This is a genomic window from Nocardioides sp. Z50_6 (genome assembly GCF_058215755.1).
On sequence record NZ_JBZAJB010000003.1, the window covers coordinates 235,076 to 254,680 of the forward strand.

Sequence of the window (19,605 nt, forward strand, 5' to 3'; positions counted from 1 at the left end):
ACGGTCGCGGCGGTGGAGGCCGCCGCCCTCGCTGTCGTGCTGTCGGTGCCGGCTGCTTGGCTGAGGCCATGAGCAGCTCGCCGCCGCGCACCACCTACCGCTTGGTCCGTCCCGGGCCGGTCGTGGCCGTGCCGGAGCTCGACGAGCACCAGCGCCGGGTGGTGGCGCACCGCGAGGGTCCTCTCCTCGTGCTCGCCGGCCCGGGGACGGGCAAGACGACGACGCTGGTGGAGGCGGTCGTCGACCGCGTCGCGGCGGGTGCCGACCCCGACGGCGTGCTCGCGCTCACCTTCTCCCGCAAGGCGGCCGAGCAGCTCCGCGACCGGATCACCGCGCGGCTGGGCCGCACCACCGCCGCCACCCCCTGCTCGACCTTCCACTCCTTCGCCTACGGCCTGGTGCGCCGGTTCGCCCCCGCCGAGCTCTACGCCGCCCCCCTCCGGCTGCTCTCGGCCCCCGAGCAGGACGTCGTCCTGGCCGAGCTGCTGGCCGACACCCCCGAGGCGGTGCGCTGGCCCGAGTCGCTGGCCGCCGCCGCCCGCACCCGCGGCTTCGCCAAGGAGGTGCACGCGGTCCTGGCCCGAGCCCGGGAGCGGGGCCTGGACCCGGCCGACCTGGTGACGCTCGGGCGCGACGAGCAGGCCCCCGAGCTGGTGGCCGCCGGGCTCTTCATGGAGCAGTACCTCGACGTCCTCGGCGACCAGGCCGCCATCGACTACCCCGACCTGATCGCCCGCGCGGTGGTCGAGGCCGAGGCCCACCGCGAGGAGCTGCGGGCCCAGTTCACCCACGTCTTCGTCGACGAGTACCAGGACACCGATCCCAGTCAGGTCGCGCTGCTCCGCGCCCTGGCCGGCGACGGCCGCCGCCTGGTGGTGGTGGGAGACCCCGACCAGTCCATCTACGGCTTCCGGGGCGCCGACGTGCGGGGCATCCTCGACTTCCCCCGCCAGTTCCCCCGCGCCGACGGCCGGCCGGCCGACGTGGTGGCCCTCGGCACCACCCGGCGCTTCGGCTCCCGGCTGCTGACCGCCTCGCGCCGCGTCGCCTCCCAGATCAGCACCACCGGGTCCATCCCGTCGGAGATCTACACCGCCTTCCGCTCCCCGGTCCCGGCGCCCCACGCGCTCGGCCCCGGGCGCGTCGAGGTGACGACCTACGACACCGCCCGGGCCGAGACCGAGCACATCGCCGACCTGCTGCGCCGGGCCCACCTGGAGGACGGCGTCCCCTGGGACGAGATGGCGGTGCTGGTGAGGTCCGGCCGCGCCTCCATCCCCGCCCTGCGGCGCTCGCTCTCCGCCGCCGGGGTGCCGGTGGAGGTGGCCAGCGACGAGACCCCGCTGGTGCGCGAGCCCGCTGTGGTGCCGCTGCTGGAGGCGCTGCGGGTGGTGGTCGACGCCGGGATCGACGACCCCGCCCACCCGGCCCACGTCGGCCCCGACCGGGTCGAGGCCCTGCTCACCTCGCCGCTGTGCGGTCTGGACGCGACGGCCCTGCGCTCGTTGGCCCGCACGCTCCGGGCGGCCCACCCCACCCCCGCACCCTCCCGCGAGCTGCTCCGCCGTGCCGTGCTGGAGCCGGACTTCCTCGCCGGCCTCGCCGGCCTCGACGGCCCGGCGGGTGCCGGCGGGGCCGGCGGCGGGCCAGAGCGCAGCGACCCGCTGCGCGCCGCGGCCCGGCTCGCCCGGCTGGTCGCCCGGGCCCGCGCGGCCCTGGCGTCGGGGGAGACCGTGGAGCAGGTGCTCTGGATCCTCTGGGAGGGGACGACCTGGGGTCGCCGGCTCCGCGCGGCCACCGAGCAGGGCGGTCAGGCGGCCCGGGTCGCGCACCGCGACCTGGATGCGATCTGCGCGCTCTTCGAGACCGCCGCCACCACCGAGGAGCGCAAGGGCCACACCAGTGCCGGCTCCTTCCTGGCCACCCTGGGCGCGCAGGAGATCCCGGCCGACACGCTGGCCGACAGGGGAGTGCGGGGCTCCTCCGTGCGGCTGCTGACCGCCCACCGGTCCAAGGGCCTGGAGTGGCGGCTGGTGGTCGTCGCCCACGTCCAGGAGCGCGGCTGGCCCGACCTGCGCCGCCGCAACTCGTTGCTCCAGGCCGACCGCATCTCCCGCGAGGGCCTGCTGCCGCCGGTCACCACCTCGGCGATGCTGGCCGAGGAGCGCCGCCTCTTCTACGTCGCCTGCACCCGCGCCCGGCAGCGCCTGGTGGTCACCGCGGTGGCCTCGCCCGACGACGAGGGCGAGCAGCCCTCCCGGTTCCTCGGGGAGCTCGGGGTCGACGTCGGTCACCGGGTGGGGCGCCCGGCGCGGCCGCTCTCCATGAACGGCCTGGTCGCCGAGCTGCGCCGCACCCTGGCCGACCCCTCGGAGCCGGAGGCGCTGCGCCAGGCGGCCGCGACCCGGCTCGCCGCCCTGGCGGCGACCCACGTCCGCGGCCGGCCGCTGGCCCCGACCGCCGACCCGGCCACCTGGTGGGGGCTGCGGGCGCCCAGCCGGGCGTCGGTCCCGCTGCGGCCCGCCGACGCACCGCTGGTCCTCTCGGCCAGCGCGCTGGAGGGGCTGCTCCGCTGTCCCGCCCAGTGGTTCCTCGCCCGCGAGGCGGGGGGAGAGGTGCCCTCGACCGCGAGCCAGGGCTTCGGCCTGGTCGTCCACACCCTCGCCGACCGGATCGCCCGCGGGGAGCTCTCACCGGGCGACGACCTGATGGCGCTGGTCGACGAGGTCTGGGACAGGATGGAGTTCCGCACCCCCTGGTCGGGGCCCCGGGAGCGGGCCCAGGTCGCCGAGGCCCTCCAGCGCTTCGTCGCCTGGCACTCGCGCCCCGACGCGCGCACCCTGCTCGGCACCGAGACCCGGATCACCGCCGACCTGACCCTGCCCGACGGCGAGGCGATCCGGCTGCACGGCTACGCCGACCGCATCGAGCTCGACCACGACGGCCGGGTGGTCGTGGTCGACCTCAAGACCGGCAAGTACCCGCCCACCGGCAACGAGGTCAAGGAGCACGCCCAGCTCGGGCTCTACCAGCTCGCCGTCCGGCACGGGGCCGTCGACCACCTCCTCGGCGGCGAGCAGGCCGAGGTGGGCGGCGCCGAGCTGGTGCAGCTGCGCCACGGGACCACCCTGCCCAAGGTCCAGGCCCAGGAGCCGCAGGAGCCCGACGCGACGGGCGCCACCCTGGTGGAGCACCAGCTGGCCCACGCCGCCCGGCTGGTGCGCTCGGAGGAGCTGGTGGTCCGGCCCGGCAAGCACTGCGAGCGCTGCCCGTTCACCGCGCTGTGTCCCGACAAGACCGCAGGATCGGTGCTCTCATGATCCAGATCACGACGCCCGAGGAGATGCGGCGGGTGATGAAGGCCGACTTCGCCTTCAGCGACCAGCAGTTCGCGGCGATCACCGCCGAGCTGGAGCCCGCGGTGGTCATCGCCGGGGCCGGGTCCGGCAAGACCACCGTGATGGCGGCCCGGGTCGTCTGGCTGGTGGCCACCGGCCGGGTTGCCCCGCACGAGATCCTGGGCCTGACCTTCACCACCAAGGCGACCGCCGAGCTGGCCGGCCGGATCCGCGAGGCGCTCCGCACGGCGGGGCTGCTCCCGGAGCGCCGGCCGCTGGTGGCCGACGAGGAGGAGGTGGAGGAGCCCACGGTGGCCACCTACCACGCCTACGCCGCCAACCTGCTCTCCGAGCACGGCCTGCGCATCGGGCACGAGCCCGACTCCCGGTTGATCGCCGACGCCTCGCGCTACCAGCTCGCCACCCGAGCGGTGCAGCGGCACCGGGGCCCGGTCGTCCACCTCAGCGACTCGCCCAGCCACGTGGTCCAGTGGCTCCTGGCCCTGGACGCGGAGATGAGCGAGCACCTGGTCACCCCCGAGCAGGTGCGCGAGCGCGACGCGCGGGAGCGAGAGCTCTTCGCCGAGGGGATGGCGACCGAGCACCGCAAGACCTACCGCGAGCTCAACGAGAAGGCGATCCTGGCGATCGACCGGCGCGCGGAGCTGCTCGACCTGGTCGAGGGCTACCGGGCCCTCAAGCAGCACCTGGGCCTGATCGACTTCTCCGACCAGATCGCGCTGGCCGCCCGCCTGGCCCGCGAGTGCCCCGAGGTGGGTGTGGCGGAGCGGGCGCGTTTCAAGGTCGTCCTCCTCGACGAGTACCAGGACACCTCGGTGGCGCAGGCGCTGATGCTCAGCCGCCTCTTCTCCGGTCCCGACCCCGACTCGGGCCGCGGCCACCCGGTGACGGCCGTGGGCGACCCCAACCAGGCCATCTACGGCTGGCGCGGCGCCTCGGTCTCCAACATCTTGGAGTTCGGCCGGGACTTCCCGGCGTCGTCGGGGACCACCGCGACCTACCCGCTCACGGTCAACCGCCGCTCCGACGCGCGGATCCTCGAGACGGCCAACGTGCTGGCCGAGGAGCTCTACGCCGCGCGACCCGAGCTGCTCCCGCTCGAGGCCAAGCCGCAGGCCGACCCCGGTGAGGTGGTCGCGGTGGTGCACGAGACCTACGACGCGGAGCTGGCCTGGCTGGCCGAGGAGGTCCTCGCCAGTCACCGGGCCATGGACGAGCCCTCCTGGCGGGAGATCGGCGTGCTGACCCGCAGCAACGCCCACGCCGCCGACGTCTTCGACGCCCTCACCGCGCGTGAGATCCCGGTCGAGATCGTGGGCCTGAAGGGTCTGCTCCGGCTGCCCGAGGTGGCCGAGGTCGTGGCCACCCTGGCGCTGGTCTCCGACGCCACCGCGAACTCCTCGCTGCTGACCCTGCTGGCCGGTCCGCGCTGGGCGGTGGGCCCCCGCGACCTGGCCCTGCTGGGTCGGCGCTCGCGTGAGCTGGCCGGCGGGGCACGAGCCCGCGACGCCGGCGAGCCCTCGGTCGAGGAGGAGCTGGCCAGTGCCGCCGAGGGGGCGGACCCGACGGAGATCTCGGCGCTGGGCGACGCGCTCGAGGACCCGGGCGACCTCGACTACTCCCCGCAGGCGCGACAGCGCTTCGGCCTCCTCGCCGCCGAGCTGCGCCGGCTGCGGGCCGCGGCGGGGGAGCCGATCCTGGACCTCGTCCGCCGGATCATCGACATGACCGGGATCGACGTCGAGCTGGCCTCCTCGGTGAGCCCGGCGGCCGCCGCCCGGCGCGACAACCTCGACCTCTTCGTCCAGGCGGTGGCGGAGTTCCAGGCCGTCGACGGCAAGGTCACCCTCGCCGCGCTGATGGCCTGGCTCGAGGCCGAGGACGTCTACGGACAGGGGCTCGACGTGGCCACCCCGTCGGAGGCCGACTCGGTCAAGCTGCTCACCGTCCACCGGGCCAAGGGGCTCGAGTGGGACACGGTCTTCCTGGTCGGGGTGACCGACAAGAAGTTCCCCACCAACCAGTCCAGGCCCAGCCACCTGAGCGCCCCCCACGTGCTGCCCAGCGAGCTGCGCGGCGACGCCCGGGACCAGCCCGTGCTCGCCGGCCACACCCCCGAGGACATCAAGGCCCGCACCGCCGCGGCCAAGAAGCACGAAGCCGAGGAGGAGCTGCGCCTGGGCTACGTCGCCTGGACCCGGGCCCGGCACCGCCTCCTCGTCTCCGGCTGGATCTGGCACCCCCGGCTCAAGGGCGCCTGCGGCCCCTCCGGCTACCTGTTGCGCACCCGGGACGCGATCACGGGCTGGGGCGGTGCGGCCCCCGAGTGGCCCGAGCCTCCCGCGAAGGACCAGCCGAGCCCCTACCTGGTGGCGCGCGGCGACCAGCCGTGGCCGATCTCCCACCACACCGCCGAGGTGGACCGCCGCCGGGAGGCGGCCACCCGGGTCCAGGAGGCCACCGACCGGATCATCGCCGGGGTGCCCGACGAGGTGGTCGAGGACGTGCTGGTCCTGGACCGGATCGCCCAGTGGGACGAGGAGATGGGCCGCCTGGTCGCCGAGGCCGAGCGGGAGCGCAGCGACGTGCTCGAGGTCGAGCTCCCCTCCAGCCTGAGCGCGACCTCCCTGGCCCGCCTCCAGGAGGACCCGGCGCTCTTCGCCGCCGAGCTCGCCCGCCCCATGCCTCGCCAGCCCTCGGCCTCCGCCAGGTTCGGCACCCGGTTCCACGCCTGGGTCGAGTCCCGGTTCGGCCAGCAGGGGCTGCTGGACCCGGACGACCTGCCGGGCCGCTTCGACACCGGCATCGACGACGCGGAGGACCTCGCCGAGATCATCGCCAGGTTCGAGTCGGGCCCCTTCGCGGACCGGCCTCCCCACGCCGTCGAGGCCCCTTTCGCCCTGGTGCTGGGCGGTCAGGTGGTGCGCGGCCGGATCGACGCCGTCTTCCGGGAGCCGGACGGCTCCTACCTGCTGGTCGACTGGAAGACCAACCGCTCCCAGACCGCCGACCCCCTCCAGCTCTCCATCTACCGGCAGGCGTGGGTCGAGCTCCACGGGCTCGACCCCTCCCAGGTGCGCGCGGTCTTCCACTACGTCAGGACCGGCGAGACCGTCGCGCCGCCCGAGCTGCTCGACCGGGCGGGGCTCGAGGAGGTCCTGGCCACGACCACGGTCCGCTAGGAGCCCGGGGGAGCCCGGGGGAGAGCGGGGAGAGCGGGGGAGACCGGGGGAGACCGGAGGAGAGCGGGGATGGCGAGGCCGGACCGGGCGCCGGGACAGTCCTCGACCCCCGCACTATCCTCGCGGGATGGCCTCCCGTGAGCTCCCGCACGTCGCGCTCTCCGCCCGCGCCCACAACCGGGAGGCGTTGCACCGCACCGACGAGGAATGGCTCGACCGGGCTTGGCGCACGCCCACCACCCGGGTCCTGGTGCTGCGTGGGGCCCGCGTGCGGATGGCCCAGGGCGGCCTGGAGTGGCTCGCGCCGGAGGATGCGCCCGACGGCGTGCGCATCCTGCTCGGCCGCCGCGACGGGGTGACCCGCTTCGCCTTGCTGGCCGAGCCCCGGCCGGAGGAGGAGGGCTGGGTCGGCGCCCGGGATCTGGTCAGTGGCCTGGTCCAGGGCAGCGACGCCCCGGAGGAGGTGCCGTGGCTCTTCCACGCGGTGGGCCTGGCCGAGTGGCACCGGGCCACCCGGTTCTGCCCCCGTTGCGCCGGCCCCCTCGAGGTGCGCTCGGCGGGCCACGAGCTGCGCTGCACCGGCTGCGACCGCCCGCAGTTCCCGCGCACCGACCCCGCGGTGATCATGGCCGTCACCCACGGGGAGGCCGGCGCCGCGGACGAACGGCTGCTGCTCGGCCGTCAGGCCTCCTGGCCGCAGGGCCGGTGGTCGACGCTGGCCGGCTTCTGCGAGCCGGGCGAGACGCTGGAGGACGCGGTGCGCCGCGAGGTCATGGAGGAGGTGGGCGTCCGGGTCGGCCCGGTCGCCTACTTCGGCAGCCAGCCCTGGCCGCTGCCGGCGAGCCTGATGGTCGGCTTCCGGGCGGTCGCGCTGAGCACCTGGATCGACGTCGACGGGGCCGAGATCGCCGAGGCGCGCTGGTTCACCCGCGAGGACCTGCGCCGCGGCCTGCGCAGCGGCGAGGTCCGGGTGCCGGGGTCGGTCTCGATCTCGTCGTCGCTGATCCAGGCGTGGTTCGGCGAGCCCCTGCCCGAGGGCTGGTAGGGCTCAGCCGAGCTCGGCGAGCTTGGCCTTGACCTGGGCCAGCGACGGGTTGGTCTGCGCGGTGCCGTCGGAGTAGACCAGCGTCGGGACCGTCTGGTTGCCGTTGTTGGCCTCCTCGACGATCTTCGCGGCGTCCGGGACCTGCTCGATGTCGACGATCTCGAAGGGGATGCCCTCGCGGTCGAGCTGGCTCTTGAGGCGGTGGCAGTAGCCGCACCAGGGGGTGCTGTACATCGTGAATCTGCCAGTAGCCATCGGACGGGCTCCTTGTCGGTCGGAGGAGAGGGACGCCGTACGGCGTGCTCGGGGTCGTCGGGACCCCGCCTCGGGTCAACCTACCTGCGGCGTCGCGGATTCCCCCGGAGTGCCCTGTGCACGCGCACGCCGGGGCTGTCGCTGGGGGCGTCTAGGCTCGTGCCCGTCCGATCCACCGTCCCCCAGGAGATGTTCCCGCGTGCCGACCCCCGAGGACCTGCTGGCTCCCCTGGACCCCGAGCAGCGCAGCGTCGCCGAGGCGCTGCGCGGCCCCGTCCGGGTGCTGGCGGGCGCCGGCACCGGCAAGACCCGGGCGATCACCCACCGGATGGCCTACGGCGTGGCCACCGGCACCTACGTGCCGACCGAGGTCCTCGCGGTCACCTTCACCACCCGGGCGGCGGGGGAGATGCGCGGCCGCCTGCGCACCCTCGGCGCCGCCGGGATCCAGGCGCGGACGTTCCACTCCGCGGCGCTGCGCCAGCTGCGCTTCTTCTGGCCCCGGGTGCACGGGCGCGAGCTGCCCGCCCTGATCGAGTCCAAGCTCGGGCTGCTGGCGACCGCGGCCCGCCGGCAGCGGCTGAGCCCCAACCAGGCGCTGCTGCGCGACCTCGCCTCCGAGATCGAGTGGGCCAAGGTCAGCAACGTCTCGGCCGACGACTACCCCCGCACCGCGCCGCGGAGGGGCCGGCAGGTCGGCGACCTGACCCCCGAGGTGGTGGCCCACGTCTACGAGGCCTACGAGGAGGTCAAGCGCGGTCACGGCCGGATGGACATGGAGGACGTGCTGCTGCTGACCGCCGGGATGCTCGCCGAGGACGAGCGGGTGGCCGCGCAGGTGCGCCGCCAGTACAAGTGGTTCGTGGTCGACGAGTTCCAGGACGTCTCGCCCCTCCAGTACGCGCTGCTCGACCTGTGGCTCGGTGGCCGCGACGAGCTCTGCGTCGTCGGCGACCCCGCCCAGACCATCTACTCCTTCGCCGGCGCCAACGCCGACTACCTGCGTGACTTCGGCTCCCGCTTCCCCCAGACCACCTCGGTGGAGCTGGTCCGCAACTACCGCTCCACCCCGCAGATCGTCTCGGCGGCCAACGCGCTCCTGTCCGGCACGCCCAGCAAGGGGGTCGACCTGCTCGCGCAGCGACCCGCCGGGCCGGCCGTCGCGTGCTCGTCCCACCCCGACGAGGTCGCCGAGGCGTCCGCGGTCGCCGAGTCGATCTCCCGGGTCCTCGCCTCGGGGACGCCGGCCAGCGAGGTGGCGGTATTGATGCGGATCAACGCCCAGTCCGAGGCCTTCGAGGACGCCCTGGCGGCCAGGGGCGTGCCCTACGTGGTCCGGGGCGCGGCGCGGTTCTTCGACCGGGCCGAGGTGCGTCAGGCCGTCACGCTGCTGCGCGGCACGGCTCGCGCCGGGGCGTCTGAGCCCGGCGACATGGTGGAGGTGGTCCGGGCCACCCTGTCGGGGATGGGGTGGTCCGCCGAGGCGCCGACCGCCCGGGGCCAGACCCGCGACCGCTGGGAGTCCCTCCAGGCGCTGGTCGACCAGGCCGTGGAGTTCGCCGGCCAGCAAGGTCCCGACCTCGGTGCCTTCGTCGACGACCTCGACCGCAGGGCCAGCGAGCAGCACGCCCCGGTCGCCGAGGGGGTCACCATCGCCACCCTGCACACCGCCAAGGGCCTGGAGTGGGACGTCGTCTTCCTGGTGGGCCTGGTCGAGGGCACGCTGCCGATCGTCTACGCCCAGTCGCCCGCCGAGGTGGAGGAGGAGCGCCGCCTGCTCTACGTGGGGGTGACCCGCGCCCGGCGCGAGCTCTTCCTCAGCTGGGCGCAGGCACGCAATCCCGGCGGGCGTGCCAGCCGCCGTCGCTCGCGGTTCCTCGACAAGGTGGTGGGTCCCGACGCGGGCGCCGAGGGTGCAGCCGCGGGCGCGAGCCCGAAGTCGCGCAAGCCCCGCAAGGCGCTGCATTGTCGCGAGTGCGGACGCCCGCTCTCCAACGCGGCGGAGAAGAAGGTCGGGCGCTGCGGGGACTGTCCCGCCTCCTACGACGAGGAGCTCTTCGAGGCACTGCGCGAGTGGCGCCGCGGGCGTGCCAGCGAGGACGAGGTCCCGGCCTACGTCGTCTTCACCGACGCCACCCTCCAGCTCATCGCCGAGAAGCGCCCCGCCAACGACGCCGAGCTCCTCGCCATCGCCGGGGTCGGGGCCAAGAAGATCGAGGCCTACGGCGCCGAGCTGCGGGCCCTGCTCTCCTGAGCTCTTCGGGAGCGTTCCTGGGCCTGCGTGGGTGCGAGTTGCCGCGCGGATAAATCTCGGGAAAGACCCATTAAATCGATTGCCCATTACGCGGGGCGGCGGCTAAGTTTACTCGTCGTACCCAGAAGACGCGCTCACGACCCTGGCCGGGTCGGCGCCCCGAGGCACTGAAGGAGGTGGACCGCATGGACAAGAACATTCGCACGATGACGGCCCACGCGCCGTCCTTCGGCATGCCCGCCCACGCCTCCGTGGCCGCTTCCTGCGGCACCGGTGTCGACGTTCGTGATCGCCAGTTCCTCGGCGGCACCACGTGGGCGATCGACGCCGTCGTGGCGAACGCCGTCGTGCGTGCCATCCCGGGGATCACCGCCTGGAGACCACCGATCTGTTGAGTCACTCGACAGCCGGCATCTCCAGGCCGCGGATCCCCACCCGGGATCCGCGGCCTTTCTGTTTCTCGCGGACCCGCTCTCCCGTCCATCACCCGACCAGGTCAGCAGCGAAGGAGGTGACAGCACATGACCATCAGCGTTCTCGACCACCCGAGCGGCCCGGCCCAGGCCCCGTGCCGGACCTCGAACCCGGAGCTCTGGTTCGCGGAGTCGCCCACCGAGGTGGAGCACGCCAAGAGCCTGTGCCAGGGCTGCCCGGCCCGCCTGACCTGCCTCGAGGGTGCCCTGGAGCGACGAGAGCCGTGGGGCGTCTGGGGAGGGGAGCTCTTCCTCCAAGGCGTGGTCATCCCGCGCAAGAGGCCTCGCGGCCGACCCCGGAAGAACCAGGACGACGGCGTGGCCGCCTGAGCACCGCCACCAGGCACGGAGCAGACACATCCTCGATGAGCATCGACGACATCCTCAAGAACGGAACCACTGACATGGACCTGATGAACGAAGAGCTGGTGCGCGCACGCTTGTCCGCGCGCCTGGGAGAGGCGCACGAGATGCGGCGCGGCCACCGGGTGGCCGTGGCGCGGCGGATGAGCCGCAAGGCGGAGCGCGCGGCCAAGCAGGCCCGCCTGGCCCTTGCTCGCGCGCTCTGAGGACTGACCCCCGGCCGAGACTCGTCCCGGCCGGGGGTCAGTGCGTCCCAGCGGGCTCGGGCCCAGCCCGGTCGGCCCCGGGGGCCGGTGTCGCCACGGCGTCAGCCCGGAGCCAGGAGATCTCCCCAGCTGCACCCGCAGTGCGGATGCCGGGCCCACTCCTGGTGCTCCTCGACCAGGTCCTCGTCGACCCAGGTGGTCGCGGAGCAGCCGCGGGGGAGCCGCCCCTCGGCCCAGGCCGCCGCGTCGGCCACCGTGCGCAGGAGCGCGTGGCGCAGCAGCAGCGGCGAGGGCTCGACCGGGCCGAGCAGGAGTGGATCGGGCGGCGCGGGACGCGCCGGGTCGATGACGGCCAGGTGGGCGTCCACGCAGCGCAGGCAGGCGGTCGAGCCCGGCAGCACGAACGGGCCCACCCGGATCCGGGCGTCGACGGCCGCGACCAGGAGCAGGGCGTCGCCGTCGTAGGCCAGGGCGTCGACGAGGTCGCGCGACGGCTCGCCGGCGCTGAGCAGCACGGTGAGGTCGGCCGGCGGGCCGACGGCGTCCACCGGGTCACCGGGCTCGCGGACGCTGACCTGGACCAGGCCGTGGGCGGCCAGGAGCGCGGCGAGGTCGGCACACCAGCGGGCCGGACCCAGCAGCCGGATCCGCGCCTCGGCCCGCGACCGGAGGCGGTGCGCCCGCTCGGGCTCGTCGACGACCAGGCCGTGGGAGAGCAGACGGGTCAGCACCGGCCGCAGCCGTGGGTCGGCCGGCTCCCCGGCACCCCGGACCAGCTCGGAGAGCAGCTGCTCGACGGCCGGCGAGCGGGGCAGCAGCACCCGGCGGTCGGGATCCAGCCCGACCTGGACCATGCCCTGGGCGCGAGGCAGCACCGGCACGCCCCGCCGTAGCCGGTAGGGCCTCTCGAGGTCGGGCCGGGTCATGGGCCGAGCGTGACACCTCCGGCGCCCGGGCGGCGTCACCCCTCCACAGGGACGCACCCGGCCGGCCCGGGACGCACGAACGGCGCCGCCCCGAGGGGCGACGCCGTTCGTTTCACCGCAGGGGGGCGTCGATCACGCCTTGCCGAGGATGCGGTTGAGGTTGGTGCCACACTCAGGGCAGACGGCCTTCGCCATCCGGGTGCCCTTGTCGTTGACCTTGACCTCGCCCTCCGCCTCGCGCTTCTCCTTGCACTTGACGCAGTAGAACTCACCGCTCCAGGTCTCCGCCATGACGGCCTCCTTGCCTATAAGAAATCTTCGGGTCGTCGCGACGGGGGGTTCGGGGAAGCCCGCCGGGGTCTGGGGACGTATGGCCCCGGACCGTTCGAAACCCTACGCCACGCGTGGGCTCAGGCGTGAACGGCACACCGTGGAGCGTGGAACCGTCGCACTCTGCGTACCCTGCCCCCATGCCTGACGTGACCTCCGACACTGCCGCCACCGACCCCGGGCGCCTGCCGCACCTCGCCGTCTCCCGGCCGTCCGAGGGGGTGGTGCTGCTGACCCTGGACAACCCCGACCAGCGCAACGCGATGTCGGACGAGATGACCGCCTCCTGGGTCTCCACGATCGAGGAGCTGGCCGCCGACCGCTCGGTGCGGGTCGTGGTGGTCACAGGGGAGGGGAGCGCCTTCAGCTCCGGTGGCAACCTGGACTGGCTCGCCAGCGAGCCCGACGCGAGCGTCGACCGGCTGCGCGACCGGATGCTCCCCTTCTATCGCGCCTGGCTCACGATCCGCGCGCTGGAGGTGCCGACGATCGCCGCGATCAACGGGCCTGCGATCGGCGCCGGTCTCTGCCTCGCCCTGGCCTGCGACATCCGCTACGCGGCCGCCGGGGCCCGGATGGGGGTGCCGTTCACCAAGCTCGGGCTGCACCCGGGGATGGCCGGCACGTTCCTCCTGCCCGAGGTGGTGGGGCTCGCGGCGGCCCGCGACCTCTTCCTGACCGGCCGCCTGGTCAAGGACGACGAGGCCCTGCGGCTCGGTCTGGTCTCCCGGGTGATCGAGCAGGACGGGTTCCTGGAGACCGTGCTCGAGACGGCTGCGCAGGTCGCGGCCGCGGCGCCGATCGCCACCCGGCTGACCAAGCTGGCGCTCCTTGACGGGGGCCACGCCGACCGGCAGAGTGCCCTGAACTGGGAGGCCCTGGCACAGCCGGTCACCATGGCGACCGCCGACCTGCACGAGGGGATCCGGGCCGCCCAGGAGAAGAGGTCGCCGCGCTTCCGTGGCGTCTGAGGGCACACACGGGGGAAGATTCCATTGGGACAGATCCGCACGGTCCGGACGGCGGCCATCGCACTGGCGAGCGTGCTCGTGGGCACCTTCGCCGTGGTGCTGACGGGCTCGCCGAGCGTCGCGGGCGAGCGCACGCCGGCCCCGAGGCCGGGGGAGACCTTCGCGCTGGAGGCCGACTCCTCGGGGCTGGTCGCGGAGCGCTCCGGGATGTACACGGCGTTCGGCGTGAACACCAGCGCGGCCGGGCTGGACAAGATCGTCACCGCTCCCAACGGTGACATGTGGTTCGAGATGGAGGCCGTCAACAAGATCGGCCGGATCACCCCGGCGGGCGTGGTCACCGAGTTCGGTCTCGGCGAGACGACCACCGGGGAGGGGCGGGTCCAGGACCTGACGGTCGCTGCGGACGGCTCGATCTGGGTGATCTACGACTCCGGGTGGCAGGCACTGCGGCTCCACCCCGACCTGCAGAACGCGACCGCCTACTCGCTCGGCCCCTACCCCTACGGCAAGGACGTCGAGATGGGCCCGGACGGCGTCCCGTGGATCACCATGAGCTACGACGAGAACGGGGTGGCGCGCATCCTGCCGGACCGAGGCTCGGTCTGGGCGGAGAACGCCCCGCCCTGCGACGGGTTGCTCGCCCGGGCCCACGACGGTGGGATGTGGTGCGAGGACGGGAGCGACAAGCTCATCCTGCTCAACGCCGACGCGAGCGGCGGCATGACCTACCCGCTGCCCCCGAACGCCATGGACACTCGCTCGCTGGCCGCCGGCCCCGTGGGCTCGATGTGGTTCTCCCGCTACTCGTCCAGTTGGTTGACGAGCCCCGCCTACGGCCAGGTCGGCTGGATCGACCAGGCGACCGGCCAGACGACGATCTTCGAGACCGGCTCCCGCACCGGTCCGGCCGGCCTGGTCCAGGGCCCGGACGGTGCCATGTGGTTCGCCAACCGCGGGGTCGGGAAGGGGATCGGACACCTCGACGCACAGGGCAAGGGTGCGATCACGAAGGTCGGGGAGTACGTGGGCAACCACCTCACCTTCGACCAGCAGGGCTACCTCTGGTTCACCGACTCCGGCAACAACTCCCTCGTGCGGGTGCACCCCTCCGACCTCCAGACCACCAACGTGGACGTGGGGACCGGCTCGGTCTTCGAGGAGCCCGGTGCCCAGCCGCCCGGCACCCAGCCGCCCGGCACCCAGCCTCCAGGCACCCCGCCGGCGCCGGCGGAGGCGGTCGGCAAGGTGGCGGCGGGCAAGAAGCCGCTGCGGGTGCGGAAGAACAAGGTGCGGGTGCCCGTGTCCTGCCCGAAGTCCGCCGACGGTCCGTGCCGCGGCACTGCGGTGCTGCGGCACCAGAAGAAGGCGAAGCCCCTCAGTGCCGCCACGCGCTACCGGGTGAAGCCGGGCCGTAGCCGGGCCGTCGTCCTGAGGCTCAACAAGGCCGGCAAGAAGGCTGTCTCCCGCAAGCCGGTCAAGGTGCGCGCCTCCCTGATCAGCACGACCGAGGACGCGGTGCGGGACCGGACGATCCGGTTGCGCCGCTGACGGGGCCTCCCCGACACAGGGAAGAGGCCCCCGGCCCGCCACGTGAACGCGTGCCTTCCCCTTGCGAACGTCCCCGTGGGTGGGCCGGGAGCCTCAACTGGGGCTCACGCTAGGAGCGCTGGGGGCAGCGGTCAACCACTTCGCCCAGACTGGTGCTCCGCGCCTGAGGACATCTTGTGGAAGAACCTGTGGAAACCCGTGGATAACGGTGGAGAACCGGCCCTCGCCCTGGGACGATCCTGTGCAGGACACGCCCGGCGGGCCGCCGCGGCCCCGGGCTGACCAGCCAGGACGAGGCCATGAGGCCTGTGGAGGAGAAACGGTGAGCCAGCACGAGTTCGACGGCGGGCCGGTCGCCGCGCTGCGCCGGATCGCCTTCCTGCTGGAGCGGGCTCGCGAGGACACCTACAAGGTCAAGGCCTACCGCTCCGCGGCGGCGGCCCTGCTCCAGCTGAGCGAGGACGAGCTCACCCAGCACCTGAGCGCGGGCACCCTCACCTCGCTGCCGGGCATCGGCGCCAGCACCGCGAAGGTCGTCGAGGAAGCCGCCCGCGGCACCCGGCCGGCCCGGCTGCAGGCCCTGGAGGAGAGCGCCGGGCCGCTCGTGCCGGGAGGGCGCGAGCTGCGGGACGCGCTCCGTGGCGACCTCCACTCCCACTCCGACTGGTCCGACGGGGGTTCCCCGATCGAGGAGATGGCCTTCACCGCGATCGAGCTGGGGCACGAGTACCTGGTGCTCACCGACCACTCGCCGCGGCTCAAGGTCGCCCACGGGCTCTCCGCCGAGCGGCTGACCCGCCAGCTCGAGGTGGTCGACGCGGTCAACGAGCACCTCGCCGGGACCGGCTTCACCCTGCTCAAGGGCATCGAGGTCGACATCCTCGACGACGGGTCCGTGGACCAGAGCGAGGAGATGCTGGCCCGGCTCGACGTCCGGGTCGCCAGTGTCCACTCCAAGCTGCGGATGGAGCCCGAGGCGATGACACGACGGATGGTGGCCGCCATCGCGCACCCGCGGGTCAACGTGCTCGGTCACTGCACCGGGCGCCTGGTGACCGGCAGCCGCGGGGTGCGGCCCCCGAGCCGGTTCGACCCCCGCGCGGTCTTCGAGGCCTGCGCGGAGCACGGGGTCGCGGTCGAGATCAACAGCCGGCCGGAGCGCCGCGATCCCCCGACGGCTCTCCTCGAGCTCGCGCGCGATCTCGGGTGCCTCTTCTCCATCGACAGCGACGCCCACGCCCCGGGCCAGCTGGACTTCCTCGACCACGGCTGCGAGCGCGCCGAGGCGGCCGGCATCGGCCCGGACCGGATCGTCAACACGTGGCCCAAGGAGCGCCTGCTGACCTGGGCGAACCAGTAGCGTGCCGCCATGGACACCGATGGGGCGGTCGAGGTGCGGCGCAGCAGGCGGCGCCGCCGGACCGTGTCGGCCTACCGGGAGGGCGACCGGATCGTCGTGCTGATCCCCGACTCGATGAGCAAGCGGGACGAGGCGCGCTGGGTCGAGGACATGGTCGCCCGACTCGAGCGCTCGGAGGCCAGGAAGCGGCCCTCGGACGAGCAGCTGCTGGTACGGGCCACCCAGCTCAACGACGAGTACTTCGGCGGCCTGGCTCAGCCGGTCTCGGTGCGCTGGGTGGGCAACCAGCGCTCCCGCTGGGGCTCGTGCAGCCCCGGGGACCGATCCATCCGGCTCTCGGTCCGGCTGCAGGGGATGCCCACCTGGGTGACCGACTACGTGCTCGTCCACGAGCTGGCCCACCTGCTGGAGCCGGGCCACGACGACAACTTCTGGGCCTGGGTCAACCGCTACCCGCGCACCGAGCGGGCCCGGGGCTACCTGCTCGGCTGGTCGGCCGCCGCCGAGGTCGACCCGCCGGGGAGCGAGGGACTGGTCGACTGAGCCTGCTCCGCCCACCGGGCGCGGGAGCAGGAGACCAGGACGCGCATCTCGTCCTCGAGGTCGTCGGGGAGCCGGTCGACCGGCCACCAGCGCACGTCCAGCGACTCCTGGCTGGTGGCGTGCGCGGCGCCGGCGGGAGCGAGCGCGGTGAACCGGACGTCGAGGTGCCGCACGTCGCCGCGGGGGTCGCAGAAGCCGACCGTGTGCTCGTCGAGGTGGACCGGCCGCGGGTCGATCCTCAGCCCGGGCAGCCCGGACTCCTCCAGCCCCTCGCGCAGGGCGGCCCCGTGCAGCGTCCGGTCACCGGGCTCGCAGTGGCCGCCGAAGGCGAACCACCGCCGGGCCTTGCGGTGCAGGTTGAGCAGGACGCGGTCCAGGTCGGCGGAGAGCACCAGCACCCCGGCGGTCAGGTGGGCGGGGAAGCACTCCCGCGCCAGCCCGTCGGGGTGGTCGGCCAGGTGCGCGAGGTAGCCGCGGCGCAGCTCCTCCTGCCGGCCCGGCTCCGGCGTCCACCCCTCGAGGGTGCGCACCGCGTCGGCGTGCAGGCTCACCCCTGGGTCGGCTCGCCCGGCTCCGCGTCAGCAGGGCCGTCGTCGGGTCCCTCGCCGGGGCCGTCGAGCAGGTCGCGCAGCCCGGCCTCGAAGTCCTCCTCGGAGATCTCGGCGGCGGGCACCGCGCCCTCGCGGAAGCCCAGCGGGTCGTCGAGGTCTGCCGCGGTGGGCAGCAGGTGCGGGTGCATCCACACGCCGTCGCGGCCCTCGGTGCCCTGGCGGGTGCGCAGCGAGCCCCACAGGGTGGAGGCGTCGCGCAGTCGCCGGGGCCGCAGCTCGAGCCCGACCAGCGAGGCGAAGGTCTGCTCCGCCGGACCGCCAGTCGCGCGGCGCCGGCGTACGGCCTCCTGCAGCTGGGCGGCCACCGGCATGCGGTCGGCCGTGGCCTGGCCGACGACCTCGTCGACCCAGCCCTCCACCAGGGCGAGGGTCACCTCGAGGCGCTCCAGCGCGGCCTTCTGCCGGGGCGAGCTGGAGAGGTCGAAGAGACCACCCTCGAAGGCCTGCTGCAGCGACGCGGGGTCGCTGATGTTCATCCCGCGGAGCTGCTCCTCGATCCCGGAGGTGTCGATCTCGATGCCCCGGGCGAAGTCGGTGATGGCCCCGATCAGGTGCTCCGAGAGCCACGGGACGTGGGCGAAGAGCCGGTGGTGGGCGGCCTCGCGGAGCGCGACGTAGAGGAGCACGTCGTCGTGCTCGAGGCCGAGCCCCTCGGCGAAGGTGGTCAGGTTGGCCGGCAGCAGGGCGGCGCGGCCCGGCGTGGCCAGCGGGATCCCCACGTCGGTGGCGCCCCACACCTCGCCGGCCAGGGCGCCGATGCCCTGGCCGACCTGGGTCGCCACCATGGCGCCGGTGGCCTTGCTCAGCATGCCCAGCAGCGGCCCGGCCATGGCCCTGGCCTCCTCGGGCAGGGCCTGCCCGAGGGCCTCGACGGCGGAGCCCGCGATCGGCTCGACCAGCTGCTTCCACACCGGGGTGGTCTCCACGATCCACTCCGCACGGCTCCAGGCCGTCGCGGTGGTGACGCCCGACGGGAAGTCGGTGGTCTGGTCGAGCCAGTGGTCGGCGAGCCGGAGGGCGTCGGCGACGGCGTCCTTCTGCTGCTGGGTGGGGGAGGGGTCGGGGGCCCGGGCGACGGTCTTGCGCGCCGTGTCGATGGCGTAGTCCCAGTTGATGGGGCCGTCGTAGGGCTGCATGAGGCCCTGGAGCTGGCTCATCAGGGCGGACAGGTCGGGCATCTGGGCGCCGCCGGCACCGCCAGGGCCGCCGCCGAGGTTGCCGAGGTTGCCGAGGCTGCCGCCGAGGGCGCCGAAGAGCTGCTCGAAAGGCGTGCCCTTGAACGGGTTCTCGTCGCCGTCGCCGGGTCGGCCTGGAGTGTCGTTCATGCTCCGAGGCTACTCGGCCCGCCCAGCCGGGTGGTGCGCCAGCGCCCTCGTCCGGGCGGCGGAGGCGGGCATCGTCCTAGAGTGAGCGGGTGAGTGCTGCCGCCCCCGTGCGCCTGGTCGACCTGCGTGAGTCCCCGCTGGACGTTGCGGAGGTGCTGGCCGCCCTCGACGACCCGGCGGCCGGCGGGCTGACGCTCTTCGTCGGACGGGTGCGCGACCACGACGGCGGCAAGGGCGTGCGACGCCTCGACTACTCCGCCCACCCGAGCGCGCTCGGGCGGCTCCGCGAGGTGGCCGAGCGGGTGGCCGCGGAGCACGACGTGCTGGCCGTGGCGGCCGTGCACCGCGTCGGGACCCTGGAGGTCGGGGACGTGGCCGTGGTGGTGGCCACCGCCGCGGTCCACCGCGACGAGGCGTTCCGCGCCTCCCGCGCGCTCATCGACACCCTCAAGAACGAGGTGCCGGTGTGGAAGCACCAGCGCTTCGACGACGGCGACGAGGAGTGGGTCGGCACACCCTGAGCGGCGTGCCTGGCCCCACCCGCCCTGCTCACTGCCTAGGCTGGCGGGGTGGAGATCCTCTGGTGGCTCGCGCCGTCCCTGCTGGTGACGTGCCTGGCCATGCTCTGGGTCGGGTGGCTCGGCCGCGAGGGGCGCGGCGAGGTGGACCGCGAGGTGGCGCTGCGGCGGCTCGCGCGCGAGCTCTCCCGCGAGCGGCCCACCCCGGCGACGCCGGCTGGCCGCGAGCGCGACCGGAGCACCGGGATCGCCGTCCGGCAGGCCCGCAAGGGCCAGTCAGCGCCGGAGCCCACCCGAAGAGTCTCGTAGTTGCCCCGGTTTGAGAGGGTGGCG

Annotated in this window: 18 protein-coding genes; 13 read left to right on the plus strand and 5 right to left on the minus strand. The window is 74.1% G+C overall.

Going from position 1 to position 19,605, the window contains the following annotated elements; translation table 11 throughout:
- The first annotated feature begins 68 nt into the window (after positions 1 to 68).
- The 3 genes from AC4BGE_RS10130 to nudC all read left to right on the plus strand — a co-directional run bounded on the left by AC4BGE_RS10130 (position 69) and on the right by nudC (position 7,586).
- Complete coding sequence (locus AC4BGE_RS10130; RefSeq protein WP_490575201.1) at positions 69 to 3,320, plus strand: ATP-dependent helicase; 3,252 nt, start codon at positions 69 to 71, stop codon at positions 3,318 to 3,320.
- The gene (locus AC4BGE_RS10135) at positions 3,317 to 6,541 is read left to right on the plus strand and encodes an ATP-dependent helicase (RefSeq protein ID WP_490575202.1); all 3,225 of its coding nucleotides are present in this window, start codon (positions 3,317 to 3,319) and stop codon (positions 6,539 to 6,541) included. The genes AC4BGE_RS10130 and AC4BGE_RS10135 overlap by 4 nt, the downstream gene beginning before the upstream one ends.
- A gap of 127 nt (positions 6,542 to 6,668) precedes the next feature.
- Positions 6,669 to 7,586 carry an NAD(+) diphosphatase gene (nudC, locus tag AC4BGE_RS10140; RefSeq protein ID WP_490575203.1) on the plus strand — a complete coding sequence of 306 codons (918 nt, stop codon included), beginning with the start codon at positions 6,669 to 6,671 and terminating at the stop codon, positions 7,584 to 7,586.
- 3 nt (positions 7,587 to 7,589) lie between these two features.
- Here nudC and AC4BGE_RS10145 read toward each other — a convergent pair whose 3' ends face one another.
- Complete coding sequence (locus AC4BGE_RS10145) at positions 7,590 to 7,841, minus strand: mycoredoxin (RefSeq protein ID WP_490575204.1); 252 nt, start codon at positions 7,839 to 7,841, stop codon at positions 7,590 to 7,592.
- 199 nt (positions 7,842 to 8,040) lie between these two features.
- Here AC4BGE_RS10145 and AC4BGE_RS10150 point away from each other — a divergent pair, with 199 nt between their 5' ends.
- From AC4BGE_RS10150 to AC4BGE_RS10165, 4 genes are all read left to right on the plus strand, one after another.
- Positions 8,041 to 10,095 (plus strand): ATP-dependent DNA helicase UvrD2, encoded by a 2,055-nt coding sequence (locus tag AC4BGE_RS10150; RefSeq protein WP_490569170.1) that lies wholly within the window; start codon positions 8,041 to 8,043, stop codon positions 10,093 to 10,095.
- Between the two features lie 176 nt (positions 10,096 to 10,271).
- The gene (locus AC4BGE_RS10155) at positions 10,272 to 10,490 is read left to right on the plus strand and encodes a hypothetical protein (protein WP_490569169.1); all 219 of its coding nucleotides are present in this window, start codon (positions 10,272 to 10,274) and stop codon (positions 10,488 to 10,490) included.
- A gap of 126 nt (positions 10,491 to 10,616) precedes the next feature.
- Positions 10,617 to 10,898, plus strand: a complete 282-nt coding sequence (locus AC4BGE_RS10160; protein WP_490569168.1) for a WhiB family transcriptional regulator — start codon at positions 10,617 to 10,619, stop codon at positions 10,896 to 10,898.
- Complete coding sequence (locus AC4BGE_RS10165) at positions 10,793 to 11,137, plus strand: putative WhiB-interacting protein (protein ID WP_490569167.1); 345 nt, start codon at positions 10,793 to 10,795, stop codon at positions 11,135 to 11,137. The genes AC4BGE_RS10160 and AC4BGE_RS10165 overlap by 106 nt, the downstream gene beginning before the upstream one ends.
- 101 nt (positions 11,138 to 11,238) lie before the next feature.
- On the opposite strand, the gene AC4BGE_RS10170 is transcribed toward AC4BGE_RS10165, so the two are convergent.
- Both AC4BGE_RS10170 and AC4BGE_RS10175 read right to left on the minus strand, forming a co-directional pair.
- The gene (locus AC4BGE_RS10170) at positions 11,239 to 12,063 is read right to left on the minus strand and encodes a hypothetical protein (protein ID WP_490575205.1); all 825 of its coding nucleotides are present in this window, start codon (positions 12,061 to 12,063) and stop codon (positions 11,239 to 11,241) included.
- 132 nt (positions 12,064 to 12,195) lie between these two features.
- A complete protein-coding gene (locus AC4BGE_RS10175; RefSeq protein WP_181312372.1) occupies positions 12,196 to 12,354 on the minus strand; it encodes a DUF5679 domain-containing protein in 159 nt (52 codons plus the stop codon).
- 179 nt (positions 12,355 to 12,533) lie between these two features.
- Between AC4BGE_RS10175 and AC4BGE_RS10180 the strand changes: the two genes are divergently transcribed.
- From AC4BGE_RS10180 to AC4BGE_RS10195, 4 genes are all read left to right on the plus strand, one after another.
- Positions 12,534 to 13,364 (plus strand): enoyl-CoA hydratase/isomerase family protein, encoded by an 831-nt coding sequence (locus AC4BGE_RS10180; RefSeq protein ID WP_490575206.1) that lies wholly within the window; start codon positions 12,534 to 12,536, stop codon positions 13,362 to 13,364.
- A 24-nt stretch (positions 13,365 to 13,388) separates the two neighbouring features.
- Positions 13,389 to 14,915, plus strand: coding sequence for a Vgb family protein (locus tag AC4BGE_RS10185; protein WP_490575207.1), 1,527 nt, complete (start codon positions 13,389 to 13,391; stop codon positions 14,913 to 14,915).
- 322 nt (positions 14,916 to 15,237) lie between these two features.
- Positions 15,238 to 16,275, plus strand: a complete 1,038-nt coding sequence (locus tag AC4BGE_RS10190; protein WP_490575208.1) for a PHP domain-containing protein — start codon at positions 15,238 to 15,240, stop codon at positions 16,273 to 16,275.
- 9 nt (positions 16,276 to 16,284) lie between these two features.
- Entirely contained in the window at positions 16,285 to 16,818 is a 534-nt protein-coding gene (locus tag AC4BGE_RS10195) for a M48 metallopeptidase family protein (protein WP_490569162.1), read from the plus strand.
- Here the strand turns inward: AC4BGE_RS10195 and AC4BGE_RS10200 are convergent.
- Together AC4BGE_RS10200 and AC4BGE_RS10205 are read right to left on the minus strand one after the other, a co-directional pair.
- Positions 16,752 to 17,369, minus strand: coding sequence for an NUDIX hydrolase (locus tag AC4BGE_RS10200; RefSeq protein WP_490569161.1), 618 nt, complete (start codon positions 17,367 to 17,369; stop codon positions 16,752 to 16,754). The two genes, AC4BGE_RS10195 and AC4BGE_RS10200, sit on opposite strands and share 67 nt — an antisense overlap.
- Positions 17,366 to 18,754 (minus strand): zinc-dependent metalloprotease, encoded by a 1,389-nt coding sequence (locus AC4BGE_RS10205; RefSeq protein WP_490575209.1) that lies wholly within the window; start codon positions 18,752 to 18,754, stop codon positions 17,366 to 17,368. The genes AC4BGE_RS10200 and AC4BGE_RS10205 overlap by 4 nt, the downstream gene beginning before the upstream one ends.
- Positions 18,755 to 18,843: 89 nt before the next feature.
- Between AC4BGE_RS10205 and AC4BGE_RS10210 the strand changes: the two genes are divergently transcribed.
- Positions 18,844 to 19,275 carry a molybdenum cofactor biosynthesis protein MoaE gene (locus tag AC4BGE_RS10210; protein ID WP_490575210.1) on the plus strand — a complete coding sequence of 144 codons (432 nt, stop codon included), beginning with the start codon at positions 18,844 to 18,846 and terminating at the stop codon, positions 19,273 to 19,275.
- 48 nt (positions 19,276 to 19,323) lie between these two features.
- Entirely contained in the window at positions 19,324 to 19,581 is a 258-nt protein-coding gene (locus tag AC4BGE_RS10215) for a hypothetical protein (protein ID WP_490575211.1), read from the plus strand.
- Positions 19,582 to 19,605 lie beyond the last annotated feature (24 nt).

What these genes read in the sequence shown, in the direction of transcription:
- nudC (WP_490575203.1), top strand. Translation starts at nt 6,669, where the DNA reads ATGGCCTCCCGTGAGCTCCCGCACGTCGCGCTCTCCGCCCGCGCCCAC.
- AC4BGE_RS10195 (WP_490569162.1), top strand. Translation starts at nt 16,285, where the DNA reads ATGGACACCGATGGGGCGGTCGAGGTGCGGCGCAGCAGGCGGCGCCGC.
- AC4BGE_RS10170 (WP_490575205.1), bottom strand. Translation starts at nt 12,063, where the DNA reads ATGACCCGGCCCGACCTCGAGAGGCCCTACCGGCTACGGCGGGGCGTG.
- AC4BGE_RS10145 (WP_490575204.1), bottom strand. Translation starts at nt 7,841, where the DNA reads ATGGCTACTGGCAGATTCACGATGTACAGCACCCCCTGGTGCGGCTAC.
- AC4BGE_RS10160 (WP_490569168.1), top strand. Translation starts at nt 10,617, where the DNA reads ATGACCATCAGCGTTCTCGACCACCCGAGCGGCCCGGCCCAGGCCCCG.
- AC4BGE_RS10130 (WP_490575201.1), top strand. Translation starts at nt 69, where the DNA reads ATGAGCAGCTCGCCGCCGCGCACCACCTACCGCTTGGTCCGTCCCGGG.
- AC4BGE_RS10205 (WP_490575209.1), bottom strand. Translation starts at nt 18,754, where the DNA reads ATGAACGACACTCCAGGCCGACCCGGCGACGGCGACGAGAACCCGTTC.
- AC4BGE_RS10175 (WP_181312372.1), bottom strand. Translation starts at nt 12,354, where the DNA reads ATGGCGGAGACCTGGAGCGGTGAGTTCTACTGCGTCAAGTGCAAGGAG.
- AC4BGE_RS10180 (WP_490575206.1), top strand. Translation starts at nt 12,534, where the DNA reads ATGCCTGACGTGACCTCCGACACTGCCGCCACCGACCCCGGGCGCCTG.
- AC4BGE_RS10135 (WP_490575202.1), top strand. Translation starts at nt 3,317, where the DNA reads ATGATCCAGATCACGACGCCCGAGGAGATGCGGCGGGTGATGAAGGCC.